This window comes from Pseudomonas fulva (assembly GCF_023517795.1).
GTDB lineage: Bacteria > Pseudomonadota > Gammaproteobacteria > Pseudomonadales > Pseudomonadaceae > Aquipseudomonas > Aquipseudomonas fulva_D.
The window spans coordinates 5,356,431-5,378,395 of the sequence record NZ_CP082928.1 but is presented as its reverse complement, the minus strand read 5'-3'; the positions used below and the strand labels follow the sequence as shown (position 1 = coordinate 5,378,395).

At 63.5% G+C, this 21,965-nt stretch carries 21 protein-coding genes; 13 read left to right on the top strand and 8 right to left on the bottom strand.

The window, feature by feature from the left end; translation table 11 throughout:
* The first annotated feature begins 120 nt into the window (after positions 1-120).
* From K8U54_RS24865 to K8U54_RS24835, 7 genes are all read left to right on the top strand, one after another.
* Entirely contained in the window at positions 121-1,125 is a 1,005-nt protein-coding gene (locus K8U54_RS24865) for an alpha/beta fold hydrolase (RefSeq protein WP_249908281.1), read from the top strand.
* Positions 1,126-1,213: 88 nt separating this feature from the next.
* On the top strand, positions 1,214-1,699 hold the full coding sequence (gene rraA / locus K8U54_RS24860; protein ID WP_070887769.1) for a ribonuclease E activity regulator RraA: 486 nt from the start codon (positions 1,214-1,216) through the stop codon (positions 1,697-1,699).
* 45 nt (positions 1,700-1,744) lie between these two features.
* The gene (locus K8U54_RS24855) at positions 1,745-2,740 is read left to right on the top strand and encodes a CorA family divalent cation transporter (RefSeq protein WP_249908280.1); all 996 of its coding nucleotides are present in this window, start codon (positions 1,745-1,747) and stop codon (positions 2,738-2,740) included.
* Between the two features lie 54 nt (positions 2,741-2,794).
* The gene (locus tag K8U54_RS24850) at positions 2,795-3,043 is read left to right on the top strand and encodes a CrfX protein (RefSeq protein ID WP_075930077.1); all 249 of its coding nucleotides are present in this window, start codon (positions 2,795-2,797) and stop codon (positions 3,041-3,043) included.
* Between the two features lies 1 nt (position 3,044).
* Complete coding sequence (locus tag K8U54_RS24845) at positions 3,045-3,869, top strand: mechanosensitive ion channel family protein (protein ID WP_249908279.1); 825 nt, start codon at positions 3,045-3,047, stop codon at positions 3,867-3,869.
* A gap of 89 nt (positions 3,870-3,958) precedes the next feature.
* A complete protein-coding gene (gene sigX, locus K8U54_RS24840) occupies positions 3,959-4,549 on the top strand; it encodes an RNA polymerase sigma factor SigX (protein ID WP_075930079.1) in 591 nt (196 codons plus the stop codon).
* Positions 4,550-4,654: 105 nt separating this feature from the next.
* A complete protein-coding gene (locus tag K8U54_RS24835) occupies positions 4,655-5,635 on the top strand; it encodes an OmpA family protein (RefSeq protein ID WP_074888455.1) in 981 nt (326 codons plus the stop codon).
* Positions 5,636-5,923: 288 nt separating this feature from the next.
* Here K8U54_RS24835 and K8U54_RS24830 read toward each other — a convergent pair whose 3' ends face one another.
* Positions 5,924-6,238 (bottom strand): transcriptional regulator, encoded by a 315-nt coding sequence (locus tag K8U54_RS24830; protein WP_070887764.1) that lies wholly within the window; start codon positions 6,236-6,238, stop codon positions 5,924-5,926.
* Positions 6,239-6,433: 195 nt separating this feature from the next.
* On the opposite strand from K8U54_RS24830, the gene K8U54_RS24825 reads away from it, so the two are divergent.
* The gene (locus K8U54_RS24825; protein ID WP_249908278.1) at positions 6,434-6,826 is read left to right on the top strand and encodes a hypothetical protein; all 393 of its coding nucleotides are present in this window, start codon (positions 6,434-6,436) and stop codon (positions 6,824-6,826) included.
* A 17-nt stretch (positions 6,827-6,843) separates the two neighbouring features.
* Here K8U54_RS24825 and K8U54_RS24820 read toward each other — a convergent pair whose 3' ends face one another.
* Positions 6,844-7,779, bottom strand: a complete 936-nt coding sequence (locus K8U54_RS24820; RefSeq protein WP_249908277.1) for a LysR family transcriptional regulator — start codon at positions 7,777-7,779, stop codon at positions 6,844-6,846.
* Positions 7,780-7,919: 140 nt separating this feature from the next.
* Between K8U54_RS24820 and K8U54_RS24815 the strand changes: the two genes are divergently transcribed.
* Positions 7,920-9,131, top strand: coding sequence for an acyl-CoA dehydrogenase (locus K8U54_RS24815; RefSeq protein WP_249908276.1), 1,212 nt, complete (start codon positions 7,920-7,922; stop codon positions 9,129-9,131).
* 46 nt (positions 9,132-9,177) lie between these two features.
* Here the strand turns inward: K8U54_RS24815 and K8U54_RS24810 are convergent, their stop codons facing one another.
* The 4 genes from K8U54_RS24810 to xthA form a co-directional block, all read right to left on the bottom strand.
* Entirely contained in the window at positions 9,178-9,372 is a 195-nt protein-coding gene (locus tag K8U54_RS24810; RefSeq protein WP_249908275.1) for a hypothetical protein, read from the bottom strand.
* Complete coding sequence (locus K8U54_RS24805) at positions 9,369-10,361, bottom strand: TerC family protein (RefSeq protein ID WP_249908274.1); 993 nt, start codon at positions 10,359-10,361, stop codon at positions 9,369-9,371. Before K8U54_RS24805 ends, K8U54_RS24810 begins: the two co-directional genes overlap by 4 nt.
* Before the next feature lie 152 nt (positions 10,362-10,513).
* Entirely contained in the window at positions 10,514-11,893 is a 1,380-nt protein-coding gene (locus K8U54_RS24800) for a substrate-binding domain-containing protein (protein WP_249908273.1), read from the bottom strand.
* Between the two features lie 76 nt (positions 11,894-11,969).
* Positions 11,970-12,782, bottom strand: a complete 813-nt coding sequence (xthA, locus tag K8U54_RS24795) for an exodeoxyribonuclease III (protein WP_249908272.1) — start codon at positions 12,780-12,782, stop codon at positions 11,970-11,972.
* 175 nt (positions 12,783-12,957) lie between these two features.
* Between xthA and K8U54_RS24790 the strand changes: the two genes are divergently transcribed.
* The 3 genes from K8U54_RS24790 to tpx all read left to right on the top strand — a co-directional run bounded on the left by K8U54_RS24790 (position 12,958) and on the right by tpx (position 18,930).
* Positions 12,958-14,652, top strand: coding sequence for an autotransporter assembly complex protein TamA (locus K8U54_RS24790; protein ID WP_249908271.1), 1,695 nt, complete (start codon positions 12,958-12,960; stop codon positions 14,650-14,652).
* Entirely contained in the window at positions 14,649-18,320 is a 3,672-nt protein-coding gene (locus K8U54_RS24785) for a translocation/assembly module TamB domain-containing protein (RefSeq protein WP_249908270.1), read from the top strand. Before K8U54_RS24790 ends, K8U54_RS24785 begins: the two co-directional genes overlap by 4 nt.
* 109 nt (positions 18,321-18,429) lie before the next feature.
* Positions 18,430-18,930 carry a thiol peroxidase gene (tpx, locus tag K8U54_RS24780; protein WP_249908269.1) on the top strand — a complete coding sequence of 167 codons (501 nt, stop codon included), beginning with the start codon at positions 18,430-18,432 and terminating at the stop codon, positions 18,928-18,930.
* Between the two features lie 49 nt (positions 18,931-18,979).
* On the opposite strand, the gene K8U54_RS24775 is transcribed toward tpx, so the two are convergent.
* The gene (locus K8U54_RS24775; RefSeq protein ID WP_249908268.1) at positions 18,980-19,975 is read right to left on the bottom strand and encodes an aldo/keto reductase; all 996 of its coding nucleotides are present in this window, start codon (positions 19,973-19,975) and stop codon (positions 18,980-18,982) included.
* Positions 19,976-20,081: 106 nt separating this feature from the next.
* Between K8U54_RS24775 and K8U54_RS24770 the strand changes: the two genes are divergently transcribed.
* The gene (locus K8U54_RS24770; RefSeq protein ID WP_249908267.1) at positions 20,082-20,993 is read left to right on the top strand and encodes a LysR family transcriptional regulator; all 912 of its coding nucleotides are present in this window, start codon (positions 20,082-20,084) and stop codon (positions 20,991-20,993) included.
* 19 nt (positions 20,994-21,012) lie between these two features.
* Here K8U54_RS24770 and K8U54_RS24765 read toward each other — a convergent pair whose 3' ends face one another.
* Positions 21,013-21,948, bottom strand: coding sequence for a LysR family transcriptional regulator (locus tag K8U54_RS24765; RefSeq protein WP_249908266.1), 936 nt, complete (start codon positions 21,946-21,948; stop codon positions 21,013-21,015).
* Positions 21,949-21,965 lie beyond the last annotated feature (17 nt).

Here is a 21,965-nt window from a genome sequence, read left to right as displayed (position 1 = left end):
CGCTGGGCCGGCGCCAAGCCCGCAGGCGGCTATGGCGTTCGTGTCGCCAGGTCGTGAATTTTGGTGTCCGCCACCGGGCGATCCCTGCAGCGGGCAATCTGTTGTGTCAGAGCGAAGAAGATGCAAAGCAGCAGTGAGTTGTTTCCCGTAGCGCTGATGAGTGCCGAGCTACGGGGTGACCTGAGTGAAGATGTCTACCGCCTCAAACCGGGCAACAGTCCGGATTTCAGTGTCGAACTGGCCGTCACCCGGCTGGGGGTGGCGGGGCAGCAACAGGCGCGCGGCGAGCCGGTGATCCTGCTGCATGGCAGTTTTTCCAACCGGCGGTTCTGGTATTCGCCCGGCGGCATCGGCCTGGCGCCTTATCTGGTGCGCGCTGGTTTCGATGTGTGGATCGCCGAGATGCGCGGCCATGGCCTGTCGCCGCGTAACCTGACGTACCGGGATAACTGCGTGGCGGACTATGCCCGCTACGATCTGCCGGCGATCGCCGCGTTCGTCGCCGAGCAGAATCCGGCACCGATCCACTGGCTCGGCCACTCGCTGGGCGGCCTGAGCCTGGCAGCGGCGCTGGGCGGCGGTTACCTGCCCCAGGGCGGTGTCGCCAGCCTGGGGCTGTTCGGGGTCGAGGTCAGCCGCCGCTACTGGATGCTCAAGGTGCCACCCATCGAGTGGGTCGCGCGCCTTGTGCTCAAGCGATTCGCGGTGCTATCGGGGGCGCGGCTAAAGCGCGGTCCCGAGGACGAGCCGGTCGGCATTGCCCTGGAAACCCTGCGCTGGCATCGTCTGTTCGGGCGTTTCGGCGATGCCGAGCGCGACTGGTGGGCCGGGTTGCAAGAGGTCGCCGTACCGCTGCTGGCGGTGGCCAGTGACGCTGACCGGCAATGTCCGCCCGAGGCCTGTCGCGCCTTGTTCGAGCAATTTGCCTCGGTGGACCGCGAGTTCGTCAATCTGGGGCGAGGGCAGGGCTTCGCCCATGACTACGATCATGTGCAGATGCTGGTCAGCAAGCCGGCCCAGGACGAAGTCTGGCCGCTGGTGCTGCGCTGGCTCACGGGCGGGCGCCAAGCGTCCCGCCATGAGGCGGGCGAGCAGGCCGGGGCAGCCATTGCTGCGGTGCCGTGATGCGGCGCGATAGCGCGCTGCAAGAGTGTTCTAGGCATAGCGGATAAGGCTATGCTGCAGGCTTCGCACACCTACCAGGAGTTTCGCCATGCACTACAGCACGCCCGATCTGTGTGACGCCAACCCGGAACTGGTCAGCGTCGTGGAGCCGATGTTCAGCAACTTCGGCGGCCGCGACTCGTTTGGTGGGCAGATCGTCACCGTCAAATGCTTCGAGGACAATTCCCTGGTCAAGTCCCAGGCCGAGCAGCCCGGTGCCGGCAAGGTGCTGGTGGTGGACGGCGGCGCGTCGCTGCGTTGCGCGCTGCTGGGCGACATGATCGCCGAGAAGGCCGCGAGCAACGGCTGGGAAGGCATGGTGATCTACGGCTGCGTGCGTGACGTCGACGTGCTGGCGCAGACCCACCTGGGTGTACAGGCGCTGGGCAGCCATCCGATGAAGACCGAGAAACGCGGCCTGGGCGACCTCAACGTGGTGGTCAGCTTCGGCGGCGTCAGCTTCCGCCCCGGCGAATACCTGTATGCCGACAACAACGGCATCATCGTTTCGCCGCAGGCGCTGCAAACCGAGTAAGCCGCGCGCAGCAGTCCGCGCGGCCAGCAATCATCAGGGGTAGGGATGTACGAGGAAGACAACGCGCAGTGGGGCCTGGTGCATGGCTTCGTGCTGGACGGCAAGGGCGGCGCCCAGGCGGTGGCTCGCGAGCAACTCGATGACGTGCAGCTCGAAGACGGGCAGAGCCTGTGGTTGCACTGGGATCGCAGCCACCCGCAGACCCAGAGCTGGCTGCGCCGCGACAGTGGCTTGAGCGAGTTCGCCTGCGACCTGCTGCTGGAGGAAAATACCCGCCCGCGGGCCTTGCCACTGCCGGACGACGAGTTGCTGCTGTTCCTGCGCGGCGTCAATCTCAACCCAGGGGCCGAGCCCGAGGACATGGTCTCGGTGCGCATTTCCGCCGGCGCGCAACGGGTCATCTCGCTGCGCTTGCGCCCGCTGCGTGCCACCGAGGATCTGATCGAGCGACTGCAGGCGGGCAAGGGGCCGAGAAACCCTTCCGAGCTGATCCTGCAGCTCAGCGATTACCTCACCGACAAAATCGAGGATCTGGTGACCGGGCTTTCCGACCTGGTCGACGGGCAGGAAGAGCAGGTCGATGGCAACGAGCGCAGCTTGCCCGACCATGGTCTGCTATTGCATATCCGTCGCCGCGCCGCGGGCCTGCGCCGCTTCCTGTCGCCGCAGCGGGATATCTACGCACAGCTCACGCGCAGCCAGTTGCCCTGGTTGAGCCACGAAGACAGCCTGTACTGGAACGAGCTCAACAACCGCCTGCTGCGCTATCTCGAAGAGCTGGAGCTGACGCGCGAGCGCATCGGTCTGCTGCTGGAAACGGAGAACCGCCGGCTCGACGTACGCATGAACCACATCATGTTCCGCTTCGGCATCATCACCTGCATCTTCCTGCCCATGAGTTTCGTCACCGGCCTTTTGGGCATCAACGTAGGCGGCATTCCCGGCGCCGAGAGTCCCTACGGCTTCCTGGTCGCATGCCTGCTGATGGTGCTGATCGGCCTGGGCCAGTGGCTGCTGTTCCGCCGCCTGCGCTGGGTGTGATGTGACTCGCCGCGCAGCCGCTTCGTCTAGCGGAGACGTTCTGTGAGGTCTGCCATGCACGATCCATTTGAAGAATCTCTGCGTGATCTGTTGAAAGCCCCGTCTTCGCCGGCGCGCGACGACGATGCCTGCCTGAACCGGGTGCTGAAAACCGCCAACCGCCAGGTGGGCGCAGGCGACCTGTTCGGCCTGATGGGGCACTGGGCCAGCGCCCTGATGATCGCCCTCAACAATGGCTCTTCCCATGTCGCACCGGTGTCACGCCGCCGTGCTTCTGCCCGTTCTTCCGATAAGGCGCAATGAAATGGAACTCGATCCCTGGACCCATAGCCTGGTCGCCGCGATGACGGCGCTGTGGACGAAAGTCGCCAGCTTCATTCCCAATCTGTTCGTCGCGCTGGTGCTGGTGCTGCTGGGTTTCATCGTGGCCAAGCTGCTCGACACCTTGCTCTCCAAACTGCTCGGCAAGCTGGGCCTCGATCGCCTGATGGCCGGCACCGGGCTGACCAAGATACTGGGGCGTGCGGGCTTCCAGGTGCCGGTTTCCACCCTGATCGGCAAGATCGTCTACTGGTTCGTGCTGCTGATATTCCTGGTCTCGGCGGCCGAGTCGCTGGGCCTGGAGCGCGTTTCCGCGACCCTCGACGTGCTGGCGCTGTACCTGCCCAAGGTATTCGGTGCGGCGCTGATCCTGCTCGCCGGCGTGCTGCTCGCCCATCTGCTCAGCGGCCTGGTACGCGGTGCCGCCGAAGGGGTCGGGCTGGACTATGCCCATGGCCTGGCGCGATTGGCCCAGGGGCTGGTGATCATCATCAGCATCTCCGTGGCCATCGGCCAGCTGGAGGTGAAGACCGACCTGCTCAACAACGTCATCGCCATCGTGCTGATTTCCGTCGGCCTGGCGGTGGCGCTGGCGCTGGGACTGGGCAGCCGCGAACTGGCCAGCCAGATCCTGGCCGGCATCTATGTGCGTGAGCTGTATCAGGTCGGCCAGCAAATCGAGGTGGGTGGCGTCGAGGGACAGATCGAGGAGATCGGTACGGTCAAGACCACGGTGCTGACGGACTCCGGTGAGCTGGTGTCGGTCGCCAACCGCGTGCTGCTCGAGCAGCGGGTAAGCAGCCGCTAAGGGGCATTTCTGCTACCCTATGCGCCCAGCCAGCGGCCTGTTCGAACAGGCGCTGGCTGTTTTCGTCCTGACCGTTGGCCCGACCTGCTTTGAACGCACCCCAATCACCGTCACTGCGCTATGACCCACGCGAGCTCTCCGACGAGGAGCTGGTGGCGCGTGCCCATGACGAGCTGTTCCATGTCACCCGTGCTTACGAAGAATTGATGCGTCGTTACCAGCGCACCCTGTTCAATGTATGCGCACGATATTTAGGGAACGATCGAGATGCCGACGATGTCTGTCAGGAAGTGATGCTCAAGGTTCTTTATGGGCTGAAGAACTTCGAGGGTAAATCGAAGTTCAAGACCTGGCTCTACAGCATTACCTACAACGAATGCATCACTCAGTACCGCAAGGAGCGTCGCAAACGTCGTTTGATGGATGCGCTGAGTTTGGATCCTCTGGAAGAGGCGTCGGAAGAAAAGGCGCCGAAGATAGAGGACCGAGGCGGATTGGATCGCTGGCTCGTGCATGTCAACCCGATCGACCGGGAGATCCTGGTACTGCGTTTTGTCGCGGAGCTGGAGTTTCAGGAGATCGCCGACATCATGCACATGGGGCTCAGTGCAACCAAAATGCGCTACAAGCGCGCGTTGGACCGATTGCGGGAAAAGTTTGCAGGTATTACCGAAAGTTAGTTCGGTGCAGGCTTTAACTGGCAAAGGTGAGTTTTGTTAAACTTACCGCAGACTCGCATGTCTACCTGCATGCGGATCAATCACTCATAGATGGGGATTTAACGGATGAAACTGAAAAACACCTTAGGCGTAGTCATTGGCTCCTTGGTAGCCGCTACCTCCATGGGCGTGCTGGCTCAAGGCCAAGGCGCTGTCGAGGTGGAAGGCTTTGCCAACCGCTACTTCACCGACGTTCAGCGTGATTTCGCTCATGACGAAGGCAACCTGTTCGGCGCAAGCGTTGGTTACTACCTGACCGACGATGTCGAGCTGGCACTGTCGTACGGCGAGTACCACGACCTGCGTGGCGAAGGCGCTGCTGGCAGCAAGAACATCAAGGGCAACCTGACTGATCTGAAAGCCCTCTACCACTTCGGCCAGCCGGGTGTAGGTCTGCGTCCTTACGTCTCCGGCGGCGTTGGCCACCAGAGCATCGGCGACGCCAACAAAGGCGGCCGTGACACTTCCACTCTGGCCATCGTTGGCGGCGGCGCGAAGTACTACTTCACCGAGATGCTGTACGCTCGTGCTGGCGTTGAAGCCCTGTACAACATCGACAAGGGTGACACCGAATGGCAAGCCGGCGTGGGTGTCGGTCTGAACTTCGGCGGCAGCACTCGTCAGGTCGCTCAGGTAACCGAGCCGGCTCCAGAGCCAGTTCCGGCACCGGCTCCGGTCGTTGAAGAAGCTCCGCAGGTCGTTCGCGTCGAACTGGATGTGAAATTCGACTTCGACAAGGCTGCTGTCAAGCAAGAAAGCTACGGTGACATCAAGAACCTGGCTGACTTCATGAACCAGTACCCGCAAACCAGCACCACCGTTGAGGGTCACACCGACTCCGTCGGTACTGACGCTTACAACCAGAAGCTGTCCGAGCGTCGTGCAAACGCTGTTCGTGACGTGCTGGTCAACCAGTACGGCGTAGGCGCTGATCGCGTCAACTCCGTTGGTTACGGCGAGTCCCGTCCGGTTGCCGACAACGCCACCGAAGAAGGCCGCGCTATCAACCGTCGCGTTGAAGCCGAAGTAGAAGCCCAAGCCCAGTAATAGGCTCAGGCGTTACGAAAAACCCGGCCTAGGCCGGGTTTTTCTTTGTCCGCAGAAAATGCTGGACGAATAAAAACGGCATCTACCAGAGCACCCGATGGGGGAAGGTGATCTGGCAGATACCGTGTCCGTTACCTGGCTTCCCATAAGAGGGTGGCAAGGCGTTATTCATTTTCCTGAAGCAAGCATCGCGCCATGTGGCCTGCAGCTTGCCTGAATGCCTTATGGCACCGTTTTACCTCGGCGAGCTGAGCCACGGGCAGGCAGCGCGCGCTGTGGTATGCCTCTTTATGAGGCAGGGCAGGCCCTGGCTTCCTCGACATAGTCCCTGAGCCAGCGCAGCACTTCCACGGCTTCCCAACGGTTGGGATCGAACATTGCGTAGGCCAATCCCTGGTAGCCCACCACATCCAGCTGACGGTGATAGCCCGCCCGTTGCAGCAGCGCCTCGATCTCGGCAAAGCAGGTGTTGAAGTGCAGGCGGTTGAACGGCGTTTTACCTTCGGTAACGATCCCTTCCAGATGCAGTTCCTCGACGATGAGGCGTACCTTGTCCAGCGGCATCCGATTGACCGTGTGTTTGAGTTGCAATACGTCCAGCATCGTTAGGCTCCCGCTATAGGCCTGATCTCGCCTGGAATGTTCCGGGCCGACGATCATGTGGTGACGGCTGCTAGGGTAATTCAAAAGTACTGTACAAATAAACAGTATTCGGTAATAGTGAGTCTCGACGCTTGCTGACTCCCATGTCCGGCGGCGCTGCATGGCGCTGCTGATCAATGCCGAGGACTCCCCGTAATGCACCAGATACTCATGACAATTGTGCTGTTGGTAACACTGACCGGTTGCGTGCAACCCCAGGTCGAGCAACCCAAGGTCAATGCCAATTACCTGGTCATCGAAGACAGCCAGGCCTGGGCGGTGCTGGTTTCCGATGGCAAGCGCGTCGAGGAGCACGGCGTGGTGGTCGATGCCATCAAGTTGGCCAGCAACGACGCCCCCGTGGCTGCCAGCTACGTGATCGACACGCCCAACTGCGGCAAGCTGCAGTGGCTGGTCGAGCGGCAGGACGCCGCCGATGGCGTTACCACCCGCATGACCTTGCACGACAACAAGCAGCTGGGCGCATCCAATTGCATGATCGGCGAGGGCCTGACGCGTATCTGGACGGTGCTGGACTATTCCAGCTGAACTTGCTCCAGCTGACCTCAGGCGCCTGCGCCGGCTGCCGTTTTGCGTTCTTCGGCGGTGATGCGCTGGCAGATCTCGATGATCTGCTCACGCATCCAGCGGTTGGCGGGATCCTGATCGGTGCTTTCGTGCCAGTACAGGTGGGTTTCTAGGGAGGTGATGCCAGCAACCGGCAGCTCACTGAAATGCAGATCGTTATCCCGGGCGAAGCGCTCCGGTACGGTGATCGCCATGTCGGTATCGCGCATCACTCGACAAGCCATCAGATAATGCTGCGAGCGCAAGGCGATACGCCTCTGAATGCCCATTTTACCAAGGGCCAGATCGACATAACCCAGGCCGCTGCGGCGGCTGGAGATCTGGATGTGGGTCAGTGACAGGTACGCTTCCAGGCTGAGCTTTTCCCTGGCCAACGGATGCCCGTGGCGCATGGCGCAGACATAGCGGTCTTCCATCAATTTGACGTGGCGCACCTGCGGGTCGATGTTCAGCGGCGCATCCACGGCGAAATCCAGACGCCCGGCGGCCAGTTCCTTGGTGGTTTCGCGGCGGCGCACCAGCATGCTCTCGATGGTCACGCTGGGTGCCTGGCGGCGCAGGCGCTGGAACAGCGGCGGCAGCACCACCGCTTCGGTCAGGTCGGTCATGCTGATGCGAAAGCTCTTGGTCGCCTGCGCCGGATTGAAGGTGCGGCTCTCCTGCACCGAGATGCGCAACTGCTGCAAGGCGTTGCGCACCGGGGTGATGATGTTCTGTGCCATGGGCGTCGGCACCATGCCCTGGGCGGTGCGTACGAACAATGGATCGTTGAAGGTTTCGCGCAGGCGGGCCAGGGCGTTGGATACCGCGGGCTGGGTAATGCCGACGATCTGCCCGGCACGGGTGAGGTTGGCTTCTGTGTAGATGGCGTCGAAGACCACGAAAAGATTGAGATCCACCTTGTTCAGGTTCATGCCTGAGCGACTCCGTGCGTTGTTCTTGTACGGCGATCTTATATCGGTGATGAATGTTTATACACGCCGAAAATAGCGTCGATAAATGACCCGCCGTCCACTAGCATCCTCCGCACACAGAGATACAGCCGAGGTGCGCCGTGGATTTCGCCTATTCCCCCAAGGTTCAGCAGTTGCGCGAGCGCGTCAGCGCATTCATGCAGGATCATGTCTATCCGGCCGAGGCCGAGTTCGAGCGCCAGGTCGCCGAAGGTGATCGCTGGCAGCCGACGGCAATCATGGAAGAGCTCAAGGACCGCGCCAAAGGAGAGGGACTGTGGAACCTGTTCCTGCCCGATTCCGAGCTGGGCGCGGGGCTCACCAACACCGAGTACGCGCCGCTGGCGGAAATCATGGGCAGTTCGTTGATCGGCCCCGAGCCGTTCAACTGCGCGGCCCCCGATACCGGCAACATGGAAGTCTTGGTGCGTTATGGCAGCGAAGCGCAGAAGCGTGAATGGCTCGAGCCGCTGTTAAGCGGTGAGATTCGTTCGGCCTTTGCCATGACCGAACCGCAGGTCGCCTCGTCGGACGCCACCAATATGCAGGCTACTGCGGTTCGCGATGGCGACAGTTGGCTGATCAATGGCCGCAAGTGGTGGACCTCGGGTGCCTGCGATCCCCGCTGCAAGATCATGATCTTCATGGGCCTGACCAACCCGGATGGCCCGCGTCACCAGCAGCACTCGATGATTCTGGTGCCCATGGACGCCCCCGGCGTGAAAGTACTCCGGCCGTTGCCGGTGTTCGGCTACGACGACGCGCCCCACGGCCATGCCGAAGTGCTGTTCGAAGACGTGCGGGTGCCGTACCAGAACGTGCTGCTCGGTGAGGGTCGCGGTTTCGAGATCGCCCAGGGGCGTCTGGGGCCTGGGCGTATCCACCATTGCATGCGCTCCATCGGCATGGCCGAGCGGGCCTTGAAGCTGATGTGCGAGCGCGCCATTGGACGTACCGCGTTCGGCAAGCCGCTGGCCCGGCTGGGGGGCAACATCGACCTGATCGCCGAGTCACGCATGGAAATCAACATGGCGCGCCTGCTCACCCTCAATGCGGCCTACATGATGGATACGGTCGGCAACAAGGTGGCGGCCAGCGAGATCGCGCAGATCAAGGTGGTGGCGCCCAACGTGGCCTTGAAGGTGATCGATCGTGCTATCCAGATGCATGGCGGGGCAGGGGTCAGTGGCGATTTCCCGCTGGCCTACTGGTACGCCATGCAGCGTACCCTGCGCCTGGCCGATGGCCCGGATGAAGTGCACCGCGCCGCTATCGGCAAGTACGAGCTTGGCAAGTACCTGCACAAAGCCTGAGGCCGAGGCTCTGTTCCTGTTTCAGCACGTGAAACGGGATCAGACCCTAGCTGCCCGGCTCCTTGTCGGAGCCCGGCACCAGGCTTAGCCGCTCGCGGTTCAGGCGCATGTGCAACTGGGCCGCGATAGCCCGCGCGGCGCCTTCGTCGTCGAACATCAGCGTGCGTTTGCCCAGGCGCACGCACCAGCGTACGCCGTCAGGCTTGTCGATTCGCTCGAGCTGCACATCTTGTCCGGTCACGTCGTCTCGGCAGGTTTCTTGTCACGGGTTTTCAGCAGCGACAGGATCACGCCGCCGGCCAGTACGCCCATGGTAACGCCGAGCGACAGCAGGGCGGGTACCTTGATGAAGCCGTGCAGGAAAATCTTGCAGCCGATGAACATCAGCACGATGGCCAGTGCGTACTTGAGGTACACGAAGCGGTGCATCAGCGCAGCCAGGGCGAAGTACAGGGCGCGCAGGCCGAGGATCGCGAAGATGTTCGAGGTGTAGACGATGAACGGGTCCTGGGTGATGGCGAACACCGCCGGCACGCTGTCCACCGCGAACACCAGGTCCGCCAGTTCGATCAGCACCAGGGCGAGCAGCAGCGGGGTGGCGAACAGCAGCATCTTGCCGCTGGCCGGATCCTTCTGACGCACCAGGAATTTGCCGCCGTGCAGGTCATCGGTGACCCGGATGTGCTTGCGCAGAAAGATCAGCAGCTTGTTCTGCGACAGGTCCGGGTGCTCGTCATGGTCCTTGCTGAACAGCATCTTGATGCCGGTGAACAGCAGGAACGCACCGAATACATAGAGGATCCAGTCGAACTCCTGCACCAGGGCGGTTCCCAGGCCGATCATGATCGCGCGCAGCACCACCACGCCGATGATTCCCCAGAACAATACGCGGTGCTGGTATTTGCGCGGGATGCCGAAGAAGCCGAGGATCATCGCCATGACGAACACGTTGTCCATCGACAGCGACTGTTCGACCAGAAAACCCGTGTAGAACTCCAGCGCCTTGGTGGCGCCCAGTTCCCACCACACCCAGCCGCCAAAGGCGACGCCCACGCTGAAGTAGCCCGAGTAGAGCAGCAGGCTCTCGCGCATTTCGATTTCGTGTTGGTCGCGGTGCAGCACGCCGAGGTCGAAGACCAGCAGCGCGATGACGATGACGATGAAGGCCAGCCAGAAGTAGTACGGGGTGCCGAGAAACGGCGTGAGCATAAAGGCATGTAGAGCTGTCATGGGCCCTCCCTGTCGATGCCTAAGTTGAGATTCAACTTAGTGACTCCGACATCACGATGAGGGGACTCATCGCCAGAGGGGCCCGGCGTCACGTGTTCATAAGGCTAGGACGAATCCCGCGGTTCGGCAAGTACCTGGCGCGTCTGGAAAAATCAGTAAACCCAGACCTCCACGCGGCGGTTCTTCAGCCTGCCGCTGTCGCCTTGGTTGTCGGCGACCGGCAGGTCGTCACCCAGGCCGGTGACCTCGCGCATCACCACGCCTTCGCGAGCCAGTTCACGGCGTACCGCCATGGCGCGCAATTTGGAAAGCAGCTCGGCACGTGCGGACACCGCCTTGGGGTCGCCAAAGCCGACCAGCACCACCTTGTTCTGCAACTTGTCGTGCTGGCGCAGGTAGTCGAGCACGCGGCGCAGGTCCTGCTGCGCCTTGTTGTCCAGGCTGGCGCTGCCTTCCTGGAAACGAAAGTTCACCGACAGACGCTGGGCATTGCGGGCCAGTTCCTGATAGGCCGGCGGCATATCAGCGGTCGGCTCGATGTTGACCGTTTCGACGGTCTGCGCGATGAAACCGTTCTGCGCCACGATCGCCTGGCCCCTGGGGCTCTGGGCGAATTGCAACAGGGCTTCGGCCCAGGGATTGCCACGCTTCGGCGGCCCGTAGAGGAACAGACGGCGCGACAGCGGGTAATCCTCGGTGGCGATCAGCGTCACGCTCGGCATCATCGGCTGCGAATCGCCGGCGGCGATGGCCACCGCCTTGGCCTTGCGCACGTAGGGCAGGCCGATGAAACCGATGCCGTTGGGATCGCGGGCTACCGAGTCGGATAGCTGTTCGCTGGATTCGAAGCGCTTGGCTTTGCTGGACAGTTGCTTGCCGTGGGCGCCGAGGACCAGTTCCTTGAAGGTGTCGAAGGTGCCGGAGTTGTCGTCTCGAGCGTAAAGGTCAATGGCGCCAGAGCGGCCGCCCAGCTGTGCCCAGTCGCTGATTTCCCCGGAGAATATCTGCGCCAGTTGCAGGGTGCTCAGGGCACTGATGGGGTTGTCGGGATGCAGTACGATCGCCAGGCCGTCGATGGCGATGACCTGCTCGGCGTCCCGGCTCTTCATATTGCCGAACGAGGACAGGCTGGCATTTTCGGCATCCTTGATGGGCCGTGAGGAGGCGGCCAGTTCGGCGCTGCCCTGGCCGATGGCGGTGAAGCCGGTTCCTGATCCGTGGGCGGCAATGGTCACGGTGATCTTGCGGCCCGCGCCATTCAGTGCGCTGACGGCCTGTTCGTTTTCCTGCGTGACGCTGGTGCGTATGTCGTTGAGCCCCTGTTCTTGCATCAGGCCCTTGACCAGTGCCGGGCCGAGCTTGGCGCCGATGGTGTTCGAGCCCTGGATACGCAGCACCGGTCGGTCGTCGGTGGGCAGGGGCAGGGCGGCGAAGGCCGTCCAGGGGCTCAGGTAAAGGACGAAACCGAGCAGCAGAAAGGTCGCCGTTCGGCTCCAGGTCTCGTGGTCACAACGGGTTGAGGCGCGCAGCATGCGGCAATCACCTTGCAAAAGATGGCGGAAGTGCTGCGACGATAAGACAGAAAAATGACTACAAGATGACGCCCGCTCAACCGAGTTGCAGCCAGATCGGCGCGTGATCAGATGGTTTCTCCATACCGCGCAGGTCATAGTCGATACCCGCGTCCTTGAGGCGATCCTGCAGGGCGCGCGACGCCAGAATCACATCGATGCGCAGGCCGCGCTTGGGTTCGTCCTCGAAGCCGCGGCTGCGGTAGTCGAACCAACTGAAACGATCATCGACCTCCGGGTGCAACTGACGGAAGCTGTCGACCAGGCCCCAGCTCTTCAACGTGGCCAGCCACTCGCGTTCTTCGGGCAGAAAGCTGCATTTACCGGTCTTCAGCCAGCGCTTGCGATTGACCTCGCCGATGCCGATATCGCAGTCCTCGGGGGAGATATTGATGTCACCCATGACGATCAGCGGCTGGTCGTGGGCAAAACTGCTGTTCAGCAGCATCTGTAGGTCCGCGTAAAAGCGCTGCTTGGCAGGAAACTTGGTGGGGTGGTCGCGGCTTTCACCCTGAGGAAAGTAGCCGTTCATTACTGTAACGGGGTTGCCGTTGGCGTCGGCAAAGGTGCCATAGATGAAACGACGCTGGGATTCTTCGCCGTCCTCCGGGAAGCCCTTGAACACCTCCAGGGGTGCCTGGCGCGATAGCAGCGCTACGCCGTAGTGACCCTTCTGACCGTGGTAGTGCACGTGGTAGCCCAGGTCGCGGATCTCCGCTTCGGGGAACTGGTCGTCGCTGACCTTGGTTTCCTGCAGACCGATCACGTCCGGCTGGTGCTTCTCGATCAGTGCGGCGAGTTGGTGCGGGCGGGCGCGCAAGCCATTGATGTTGAAGGAAACGAGTTTCATGTCGGCAATCCTGAGCGTAGCGGGCGGTAAAACCGCGATGCTAGCCGATCCGGTCGACGGGCGGCCAGCACGGCGGGAAACCGTTCGATACGTACACGCACTGGAATAGAGCGTTCGCCGTGATAGCATCGCCGTCATGAGAGTACTTTCGACACTCGGCGCGGGATGCGCGCTCATGCTGTTCAGTGCCACGTTGCTCGCCGAGGACGCTCGTCTGGTGGTCAGCGTGCAGCCGGCCAACAATGCTTTGAAGAGCAATGTCGAAGGCTATATCGGCAATCTTGGCGAGCGCGACGTCGAGGCGTTGCAGCGCCTGCGGCGCGTGGTCGAGGGCCAGGCCGAGAAGGCTGCCCAGGCGTTGGGCTATTACCACGCGCAGATCAGCACCGAAGTGGTCGAACAGACGCCGCCGCGGCTCGATGTGCGGATCATTCCCGGCGAGCCGGTGCGTCTTGGTAACGTCACCGTCAGGGTCGAGGGCCCGGCCTCGCAAATGCGTGCCTTCCAGCTCCCCAGGGACGCCCAGCTGACCCAGGGCGCGCGGCTCAATCATGGCCGCTACGAGGCGGCCAAACGGCATATCCAGAATCAAGCGTCGCGTTACGGCTTCTTCCGTGGGCGCTTCACCCAGCAAAGCCTGCGTATCGATCCCCAGGCCGGCCTGGCCGATATCGAACTGGTCTACGACAGCGGCCCGCGCTACAGCCTCGGCCACGTCAGTTTCGAAGGCGACATGCCTTTCGATGACGAACTGCTGCAGCGCATGGTGCCGTTCCCGGCGGACACGCCCTACGACTCGGAGCGCATCGCCGAGCTCTACCAGGCGCTGCGTTCGAGCGGCTATTTCGAATCGGTGCGGGTCGATGCCAGCCCGACGGTGGCCGAGCAGCAGGTGATTCCCGTCAACGTGCACCTGCAGACCCGTCTGCCGCGCACCATGGGCCTGGGCCTGGGGTTTTCCACCGACGTCGGCCCGCGCGGGCGCATCCAGTGGGAGCGGCATTGGGCCAACCCGCAGGGGCACAGCTACGGCGCGGAAATGGAACTGTCGGCGCCGCGCCAGAACGTCGGCCTGTGGTACGACATTCCCGGCGACCCGCCGATGACCGACAAGCTGCGCATCGCCGGCGGCTACCAGTACGAGGAACTGGCCAACACCGACAGCCTCAGCCGCCTGCTCACCGTCGGCCCGGAATGGCACAGCAAGCTCGACAGCGGCTGGCAGCGGGTGATCTCCCTGAAGTGGCAGCGCGAGGAATATCGCCTCGGCGATGACTCCGGGCTCAGCACCCTGTTGATGCCCGGCATCAGCTATTCCTATCTGCACAGCGACAGCCGCATCGATCCCAACAACGGCTATCGCCTGCAGTTCGATGCCTCGGTGGCCAAGGAAGGGCTGCTCTCCGACTCCGACGTGGTGCACGGCAACGTGCTGGTCAAGGGCCTCACCACGCTTTGGCAGAACCACCGTTTTCTCGGTCGTGCCCAGTTCGGCGGCACCGAGTCCAAGGGCTTCAATTCTTCCGTGCCGCCGTCGCTGCGCTTCTTCGCCGGTGGCGATCAGAGCGTGCGCGGCTACGATTACCAGAGCCTGTCGCCGGAGAACAACCAGGGCGACAAGATCGGTGCGCGCTACATGCTCGCCGCCAGTGCCGAGTACCAGTACAGCGTCGCCGACAAGTGGCGCGTGGCGACCTTCTACGACACCGGCAACGCCTTCAATTCGCTGGATCTGCCGACCCTCAAGAGCGCGGTGGGCATCGGCGTGCGCTGGGTGTCGCCGGTCGGGCCGCTGCGCCTGGACCTAGCGCATCCACTGGATGACGAGGGCGGGGTGCGCCTGCACTTTTCCATGGGGCCGGAACTGTGAGGCGGGCGCTCAAGTATGCCGGCCTGAGCCTGGCCGGCCTGTTGGCGCTGCTGATCGTGTTGTTGGCATGGATGCTCGCCACCTCGCCTGGCAGCCGCTGGACGCTTGGCCTGGTGCCGGGGCTGCAGGTCGATGGGTTCGAAGGTCGACTGGGCGGGCGCTGGACGGCCGAGCAGCTGCGCTGGCAACAGGGCGACGACCAGGTACTGGTGCTTCAACCACAGTTCGACTGGTCGCCGGCGTGCCTGCTGCGTTTGACGCTGTGCATCGACACATTGCGCAGCGAGCGCATCGAGCTGAATTTCGCGCCGGGCGACAAACCGCCCAGTGATGAGCCTTTCAGCCTGCCGCAACTGGATCTGCCGGTGGCCCTGGAGGTTGGCGAGGTATGGATTGGCAGCCTGCAGCTCAATGGCGATGATCAATTGCAGGGCTTGGAGCTCGCTGCCGATTGGGCCAGCGCAGGGTTGAATATCAGCAAACTGCACGTGCAGCGTGAGGATCTGGTGGTCGACTTGCAGGGCCATGTTCAGCCCAGCGGTGAATGGCCGCTGGAGTTGCAGGGCAGTGCGGCGTTGCCGTCGCCCGATGGGAAAGCCTGGGACCTGAAGCTGCAGGTCGAGGGCAATCTGCGTGAGAGCCTGGCCCTGGTGGTCGATAGCAGCGGTTATCTGACCGGGCGCCTGAGTGGTGAAGTTCAGCCGTTGGTCGAGCATATTCCGGCAACGCTCACGCTTGGCGCCGATGGCTTCAAGGCGGACGATTCGCTGCCTGAGACCTTGCGCCTGGACGCTGTCACGCTAAAGGCTGCGGGCAATCTCCAAGACGGTTATGGAATCGACGGCATCGCCACGTTGCCCGCGGAGGATGGCCCGGTTGCCCTGGCGCTGCGCGGGCGCGTCGACGCAGCTGGCGCCGATATCGAAACGCTGCGCCTGGCAGCCGCCGAGAACCAGTATCTGGCCGTCAATGGTCGCCTGGATTGGCAGGAAGGCTTCAGCGCCGATACCCACGTCGATTGGCAGGATTTCCCCTGGCAGCGCCTGTATCCGATGGACGAGGCGCCGCCGGTGACCCTGAACAAACTCACCGGCGACCTCGCTTATGAGAATGGCAACTACCTGGGCAATCTATCCGCCGCGCTGGATGGCCCCGCTGGTGCGTTCAGCGTGCAGACGCCGCTGAGCGGCGATCTGCAGCAGATTCATTTGCCGCAGCTGCAGGTGCGCGCCGGCCAGGGCAAGATCGATGGCCAGCTCACCGTGGGTTTTGCCGAGGCGATCCGCTGGGACGCACAATTGCAGGTCAGCGATTTCGACCCCGCCTATTGGGTCGCCGAGTTGCCCGGGCGCATCGCCGGGCCGATTCGCAGCAAGGGCCAGTTGCGCGACGGCCGCCTGGAGCTGACCGGCGATCTCGACCTGCAAGGCCGCCTGCGCGGCCAGCCAACGCAGCTGCAGGCCAAGGTCGCAGGTGCCGGTGAGCGTTGGGATGTAGGCGCATTGAACATGCGTCTGGGCGACAACCGTATCGACGGCAGCGGTCAACTGGATCAGCGCCTGCAGGGCCAGGTGCGTATCGCCCTCAATCGCCTGGGTCAGTTGTGGCCGGGGCTGCAAGGGCAGGCCGCTGGGCGATTGGACCTGGCCGGCAGCCTGCAGGCGCCGCAAGGCACCTTGCGCCTCGATGGCCAGGGCCTGGCATTCGAGGAAACCCGCCTGCGTCAGCTGGGCCTGGACGCCACGCTGGATGGCAACGGCCAGGCCAGGCTGCAGTTGCGCGGCCAGGGGATTGCCAGCGGCGACAGTCAGCTCGGCAACCTGACGGTCAATGGTGCCGGCAACCAGCACCAGCAACAGGTGGACCTGAGCCTGCAGGGGCCGCAATTGCAGACCAGCCTGGCGCTGGACGGCACGTTGGATAAAGGCGATTGGCGCGGTCGCCTGAGCCGCGCCGACATCCAGGCCGGGGGGCAGGACTGGCGGCTGCAGGCGCCGGCCTCGCTGGTGCGCCTGGCCAGCGGCGAGATCGACCTCGGCGCCCACTGCCTGCGCGCCGGCGCGGCCAGCCTGTGCGGCGAAAACCAGCGCCTGCAGCCGGAACCGAAGATCCGTTATCGCCTCGCCGACTTCCCGCTCGACAGCCTGGCGCCCTGGTTTCCGGATGATTTCGCCTGGCAGGGCACCCTCGATGCCGACGTGCACCTGGATCTGCCGGCCGCCGGCCCCAGCGGGCGCGTGGTGGTGGATGCCGGCAGCGGTACCTGGCGCGTGCGCGACAACGAACAGTGGGTCGATTTCACCTACGACAGCTTGCGCCTGAGCAGCGAGCTGCGCCCGCAACGCATCGACACCGAGCTGAACCTGCGCGGCCCACGCATCGGCGAATTGTCGGTACAGGCACAGCTCGACCCGCGCCCGGCGAACAAGCCCCTGTCCGGCCAGTTCCGCCTGAGCGGCCTCGACCTGGCCATTGCCCGGCCTTTCGTGCCCATGGTCGAGCGCCTGGCCGGGCAACTGAACGGTAGCGGTACGCTGTCCGGTGACCTGCTCAAGCCGTTGGTCAACGGTCAGCTGGCACTCAGCGGTGGCGAAATCTCCGGTGGTGAACTGCCTACCCGTTTCGAGAACCTCGACGTTCGTGTGCTGATCGCCGGCGAAAGCCTGCAGCTCAATGGCGGCTGGCGCAGCGGCGAGCGAGGGCAGGGCAGGCTCGACGGCGCGTTGGCCTGGGGCGGCCCGCTCAGCGGCAACCTGAACGTGCAGGGCAATCGCCTGCCGGTCACCGTCGAGCCCTATGCCGATCTGGAGGTCGAGCCGGACATGCAGGTGCGCCTGGCCGATGACCAGCTGTCGGTCAGTGGCAAGGTGTCGATTCCCCGCGGCAAGATCGTCGTTCGCGAGCTGCCGCCGTCCACGGTCAAGGTCTCCGACGACGCGGTGATCGTCGGCGCCGAAGCCCGCGAGCAGCAGCCGGTGGCGATCAGCATGGATATCGATGTGGACGTCGGCAGCGACAAGCTGACCTTCAGCGGCTTCGGGCTCAATGCCGAGCTGGCAGGCCGCGTGCATATCGGCGATGACCTGGATACCCGCGGCGAGCTGAACCTCAACAAGGGCAACTTCCGCGGCTATGGCCAGCGCCTGACCATCCGCCGTGCGCGCCTGCTGTTCGCCGGGCCCATCGACCAACCCTTCCTGGACATCGAGGCGATTCGCAAGGTCGACGACGTGGTGGCCGGGCTGCGCCTGACCGGCAGCGCCGACCAGCCGCGCACCGAGGTGTTCTCCGAGCCGGCCATGAGCCAGGAGCAGGCGCTGTCCTACCTGGTGCTGGGGCGGCCGCTGTCGACCGGCAGCGAGGACAACAACATGCTTGCCCAGGCCGCACTGGCCCTCGGCGTCGCGGGCAGCTCCGGAGTCACCGGTTCGGTGGCGCAGAGCCTGGGCATTCAGGACTTCCAGTTGGACACCGACGGCAGCGGCCGCAACACCAGCGTGGTGGCCAGCGGCAACCTGTCCGAGCGCCTGAGCCTGCGCTATGGGGTCGGCGTGTTCGAGCCGGTCAATACCGTGGCGCTGCGTTATGCCCTGACCCGTCGCCTGTACCTGGAGGCGGCGAGCGGTCTGGCCAGCTCCCTGGACTTGTTCTACAAGCGGGATTTCTAGGCCTGACCAGGGCGGCCGGCAGCGCCGAGATAAGCGTTTGCGGGCCGCGTCGACTGGCGTAGGATGACCGCTCCTGCGTGTTTTCACCCATCAAGAGAAGGATTGTTTCATGGCACAAGTAACCCTGCGCGGTAACCCGGTTGACGTCGATGGCCAGTTGCCGCAAGTCGGTCAGCAGGCGCCAGCGTTCACCCTGGTCGGTGCTGGCCTGGCCGACGTGAGCCTGAGCAGCCTGGCGGGCAAGCGCAAAGTGCTGAACATTTTCCCAAGCGTCGATACCCCCACCTGCGCCACCTCGGTACGCAAGTTCAACGCCGAAGCCAGCAAGCTGGCCAACACCGCGGTGCTGTGCATCTCCGCCGACCTGCCGTTCGCCCAGGCGCGCTTCTGCGGTGCCGAAGGCCTGGAAAACGTCCAGAACCTGTCGACCATGCGCGGCGCCGAGTTCCTCAAGGACTACGGTGTTGCCCTGAGCTCCGGCCCGCTGGCTGGCGTCGCTGCCCGCGCCGTGGTGGTGCTGGACGAGAACGACAAGGTGCTGCACAGCGAGCTGGTCGGCGAAATCGCTGACGAACCGAACTACGACGCGGCCCTGGCTGTGCTCAAGTAAGCTGCTCGCTGCGCCTGAAACGGCCTGCCTTGCGCAGGCCGTTTTCGTTTCAGAGATGCAGCGTCTGCATCGAACCCGGTGCGTAGCGCTCACCAGCAACGGCCCGGGCGGGAAAGACGTCATCCAGCGCCGCCACTTCGCTGCTGCTCAGGCCGATATCCAACGCCGCCAGATTTTCGTCCAGATAGCGGCGGCGCTTGGTGCCGGGGATCGGCACGATGTCATCGCCCTTGGCCAATACCCAGGCCAGCGCCAGCTGCGCGGCGCTGACGTCCTTGTCGGCGGCCATGCTCTGCACCTTGGCCACCAACTCCAGGTTCCTGGTGAAGTTCTCGCCTTGAAAACGCGGGTTGTGACGACGGAAATCGTCCGCCTCGAAGTCGTCAGGGCTTTGCAGCGTACCGGTGAGAAAACCCCTACCTAGCGGGCTGTAAGGCACGAAGGCGATACCCAGTTCACGGCAGGTGGCTAGAACGCCGTTTTCTTCCGGGTCGCGGGTCCACAGTGAGTACTCGGTCTGCACCGCGGCGATGGGGTGTACCGCGTGAGCACGGCGCAGGGTAGCGGGCGCCACTTCGCTGAGGCCGATATGGCGGATCTTGCCCTGTGCCACCAGCTCGGCAAGTGCGCCAACGGTATCTTCGATGGGCACATTCGGGTCGATGCGGTGCTGGTAATACAGGTCCAGATAATCGCTATTCAGGCGCTGCAGGCTGCCCTCGATGGACTGGCGCACGTAATCGGGATGACCGCTGACGCCGCGCTTGTGCGGGTCGTTCGCGTCGCGAACGATGCCGAACTTGCTGGCCACAAATGCCTGATGCCGACGCCCAGCCAGGGCGCGGCCCAGCAACTCTTCATTGGTGTAGGGGCCGTACATGTCGGCGGTGTCGAGGAAGTTGAGGCCGCGTTCGAGGGCATGGTGGATGGTGGCGATGGACTCCTGATCGTCACGGCCGGCCGTATAGAAGTCGCTCATGCCCATGCACCCCAGGCCAATGGCGGAAATCTGTGGGCCGTTGTGGCCAAGTTGGCGGGTTTTCATCGCAAGCTCCTGCAAATAAGTGGAGCCGAGAGTTTGGTTGTTGCGGGTGGCTGGATAAACCGGCTAAAAGTGCATGCACTATTTAACTTTGGAAAATAATCCCGTTATGGATCGCTTGCTTGCCATGCAGGTTTTCACGCGCATCGTCGAGCTCGGTGGCTTCGGCAAGGCTGCCGACAGCCTGGGCTTGCCAAGGGCGTCGGTGACGCAACTGATCAAGCAGCTTGAGCGCCATCTGGGCGCGCAGCTGCTGCAGCGCACCACCCGGCATGTCAGCCCGACGCTCGATGGCAGCGCCTATTACGAGCGCTGTTTGGCCGTGCTGGCGGATATCGACGACGCGGAGTCGCTGTTCTCCGATGCCCGCGCCAACCCGCAAGGTCGTTTGCGCGTCGACCTGCCGGCCTCGCTCAGCCACCGCGTGGTGATTCCCGCATTGCCTACGTTTTTCGCTCGTTACCCACGCATTGATCTTGAGATTGGCGCCAGCGACAGGCCGGTCGATCTGATCCGCGAGGGTGTCGACTGCGTAGTGCGCGCCGGTGATGTGCATGACGTCAGTCTGGTCGCCCGGCCGCTGGCGCGGTTGCCGCAGGTCACCTGTGCAAGTAGCGCCTATATCGAGCGGCATGGTTTGCCACGAAATCTGGATGAGCTGCTCAGCAAGCATCAGGCGGTCAACTATGTGTCGCCGCTTAGCGGCCGACGCTTTCCCTTCGACTTTGCCGTAGCAGGCGAGCGGCACGAGCTGGAGATGCCAGGCTATATCGCCATCAGCAGCTCGGAAGGCTACGTGGCTGCCTGCGAGGCTGGCATGGGCATCATCCAGGCGCCGCTGTATCACGTGCGCGAGCAATTGCGTGCCGGCACGCTGCGCGAGTTGCTGCCAGAGCATCCGCCAGCACCGATTGCGCTGGCGGCGCTGTATCCGCCGCATCGCCAGCTGTCACGGCGGGTGCGGGTGTTCGTCGATTGGCTGGTCGAGCTGTTCGGGCAGGCGGATCTGCAGCGGCAATAAGCGCAGGTCGAGGCGCGACTCAATGTGCCTTGTTCAGCGCAGCAGTGACCAGCCGACGCAGGCGGTTGGCCACCGGCGACAGCTCGCGGCCGTTGACCAGCAGCAGGTAGTAGGGCGACATCTCGATGGTCATGTTCAGCGGCAGCACCTTGAGCTTGGCGCCGACCTGATCGCCGAGCAGCAGGTCCGGCACTTCGCTGGCCAGCGGCGCGATGGCCGAGGACGATACCAGGATGGCGATCATCGCCAGCAGCGAGGTGGTATTGGTGATGTTGGTCGGCAGCGGTGCGCCGGCGCTGAGAAATGCCGTTTCCATGGCCTCGCGGATCGGCGCCCGATGGCTCTGCATCACCCATTCGTAGTTCGACAGGTCGCGCAGCGTCACCTGGTCGACGTTGGCCAGGGGGTGATCCTGGCGCACGATCAGCTTGAGGGTTTCGGTGCGTGCCGGGTAGATCTCGAAGTCCGCCGGGTTGACGCCACGGGGCAGGCGGGCCAGTACGAAATCGTTCTTGCCGCTGGCCAGGTCATGCACCAATTCATCACTGGCGGCCACGTTGACGTGCACGTCGGCGCGCGGCGAGATCGCCTTGAGCTGGCGAATCGCCGGAATCACGAAACCCACCGCTGCCCCCGTAACGGCGCCGACCGTGGTCATGCCGCCTTCGCCGCGTTTGAGCTCCTCGACGTCCTGGGCCAGGTCGCGCAGCTCCACCAGCATGTTATGGGCGCGGCGGGCCAGCGCCCGGCCGATCAGCGTCGGCAGCATGCCCTTGGCATGGCGCTCGAACAGCCGTGCGCCCAGGGTGTGTTCGATATCGGCGAGCATGCGCGAGGCGGCAGGCTGGGTGACGGTCAGCTCGTCCGCCGCAAGGCCGAGCTGGCCGTGCTCGGCGATGGCGGCGATCAGCCGTAGCTGGGGAATTTTCAGGTGGCGGGCAATGCCGATGTCCATGACGGTGCTCATTGTTG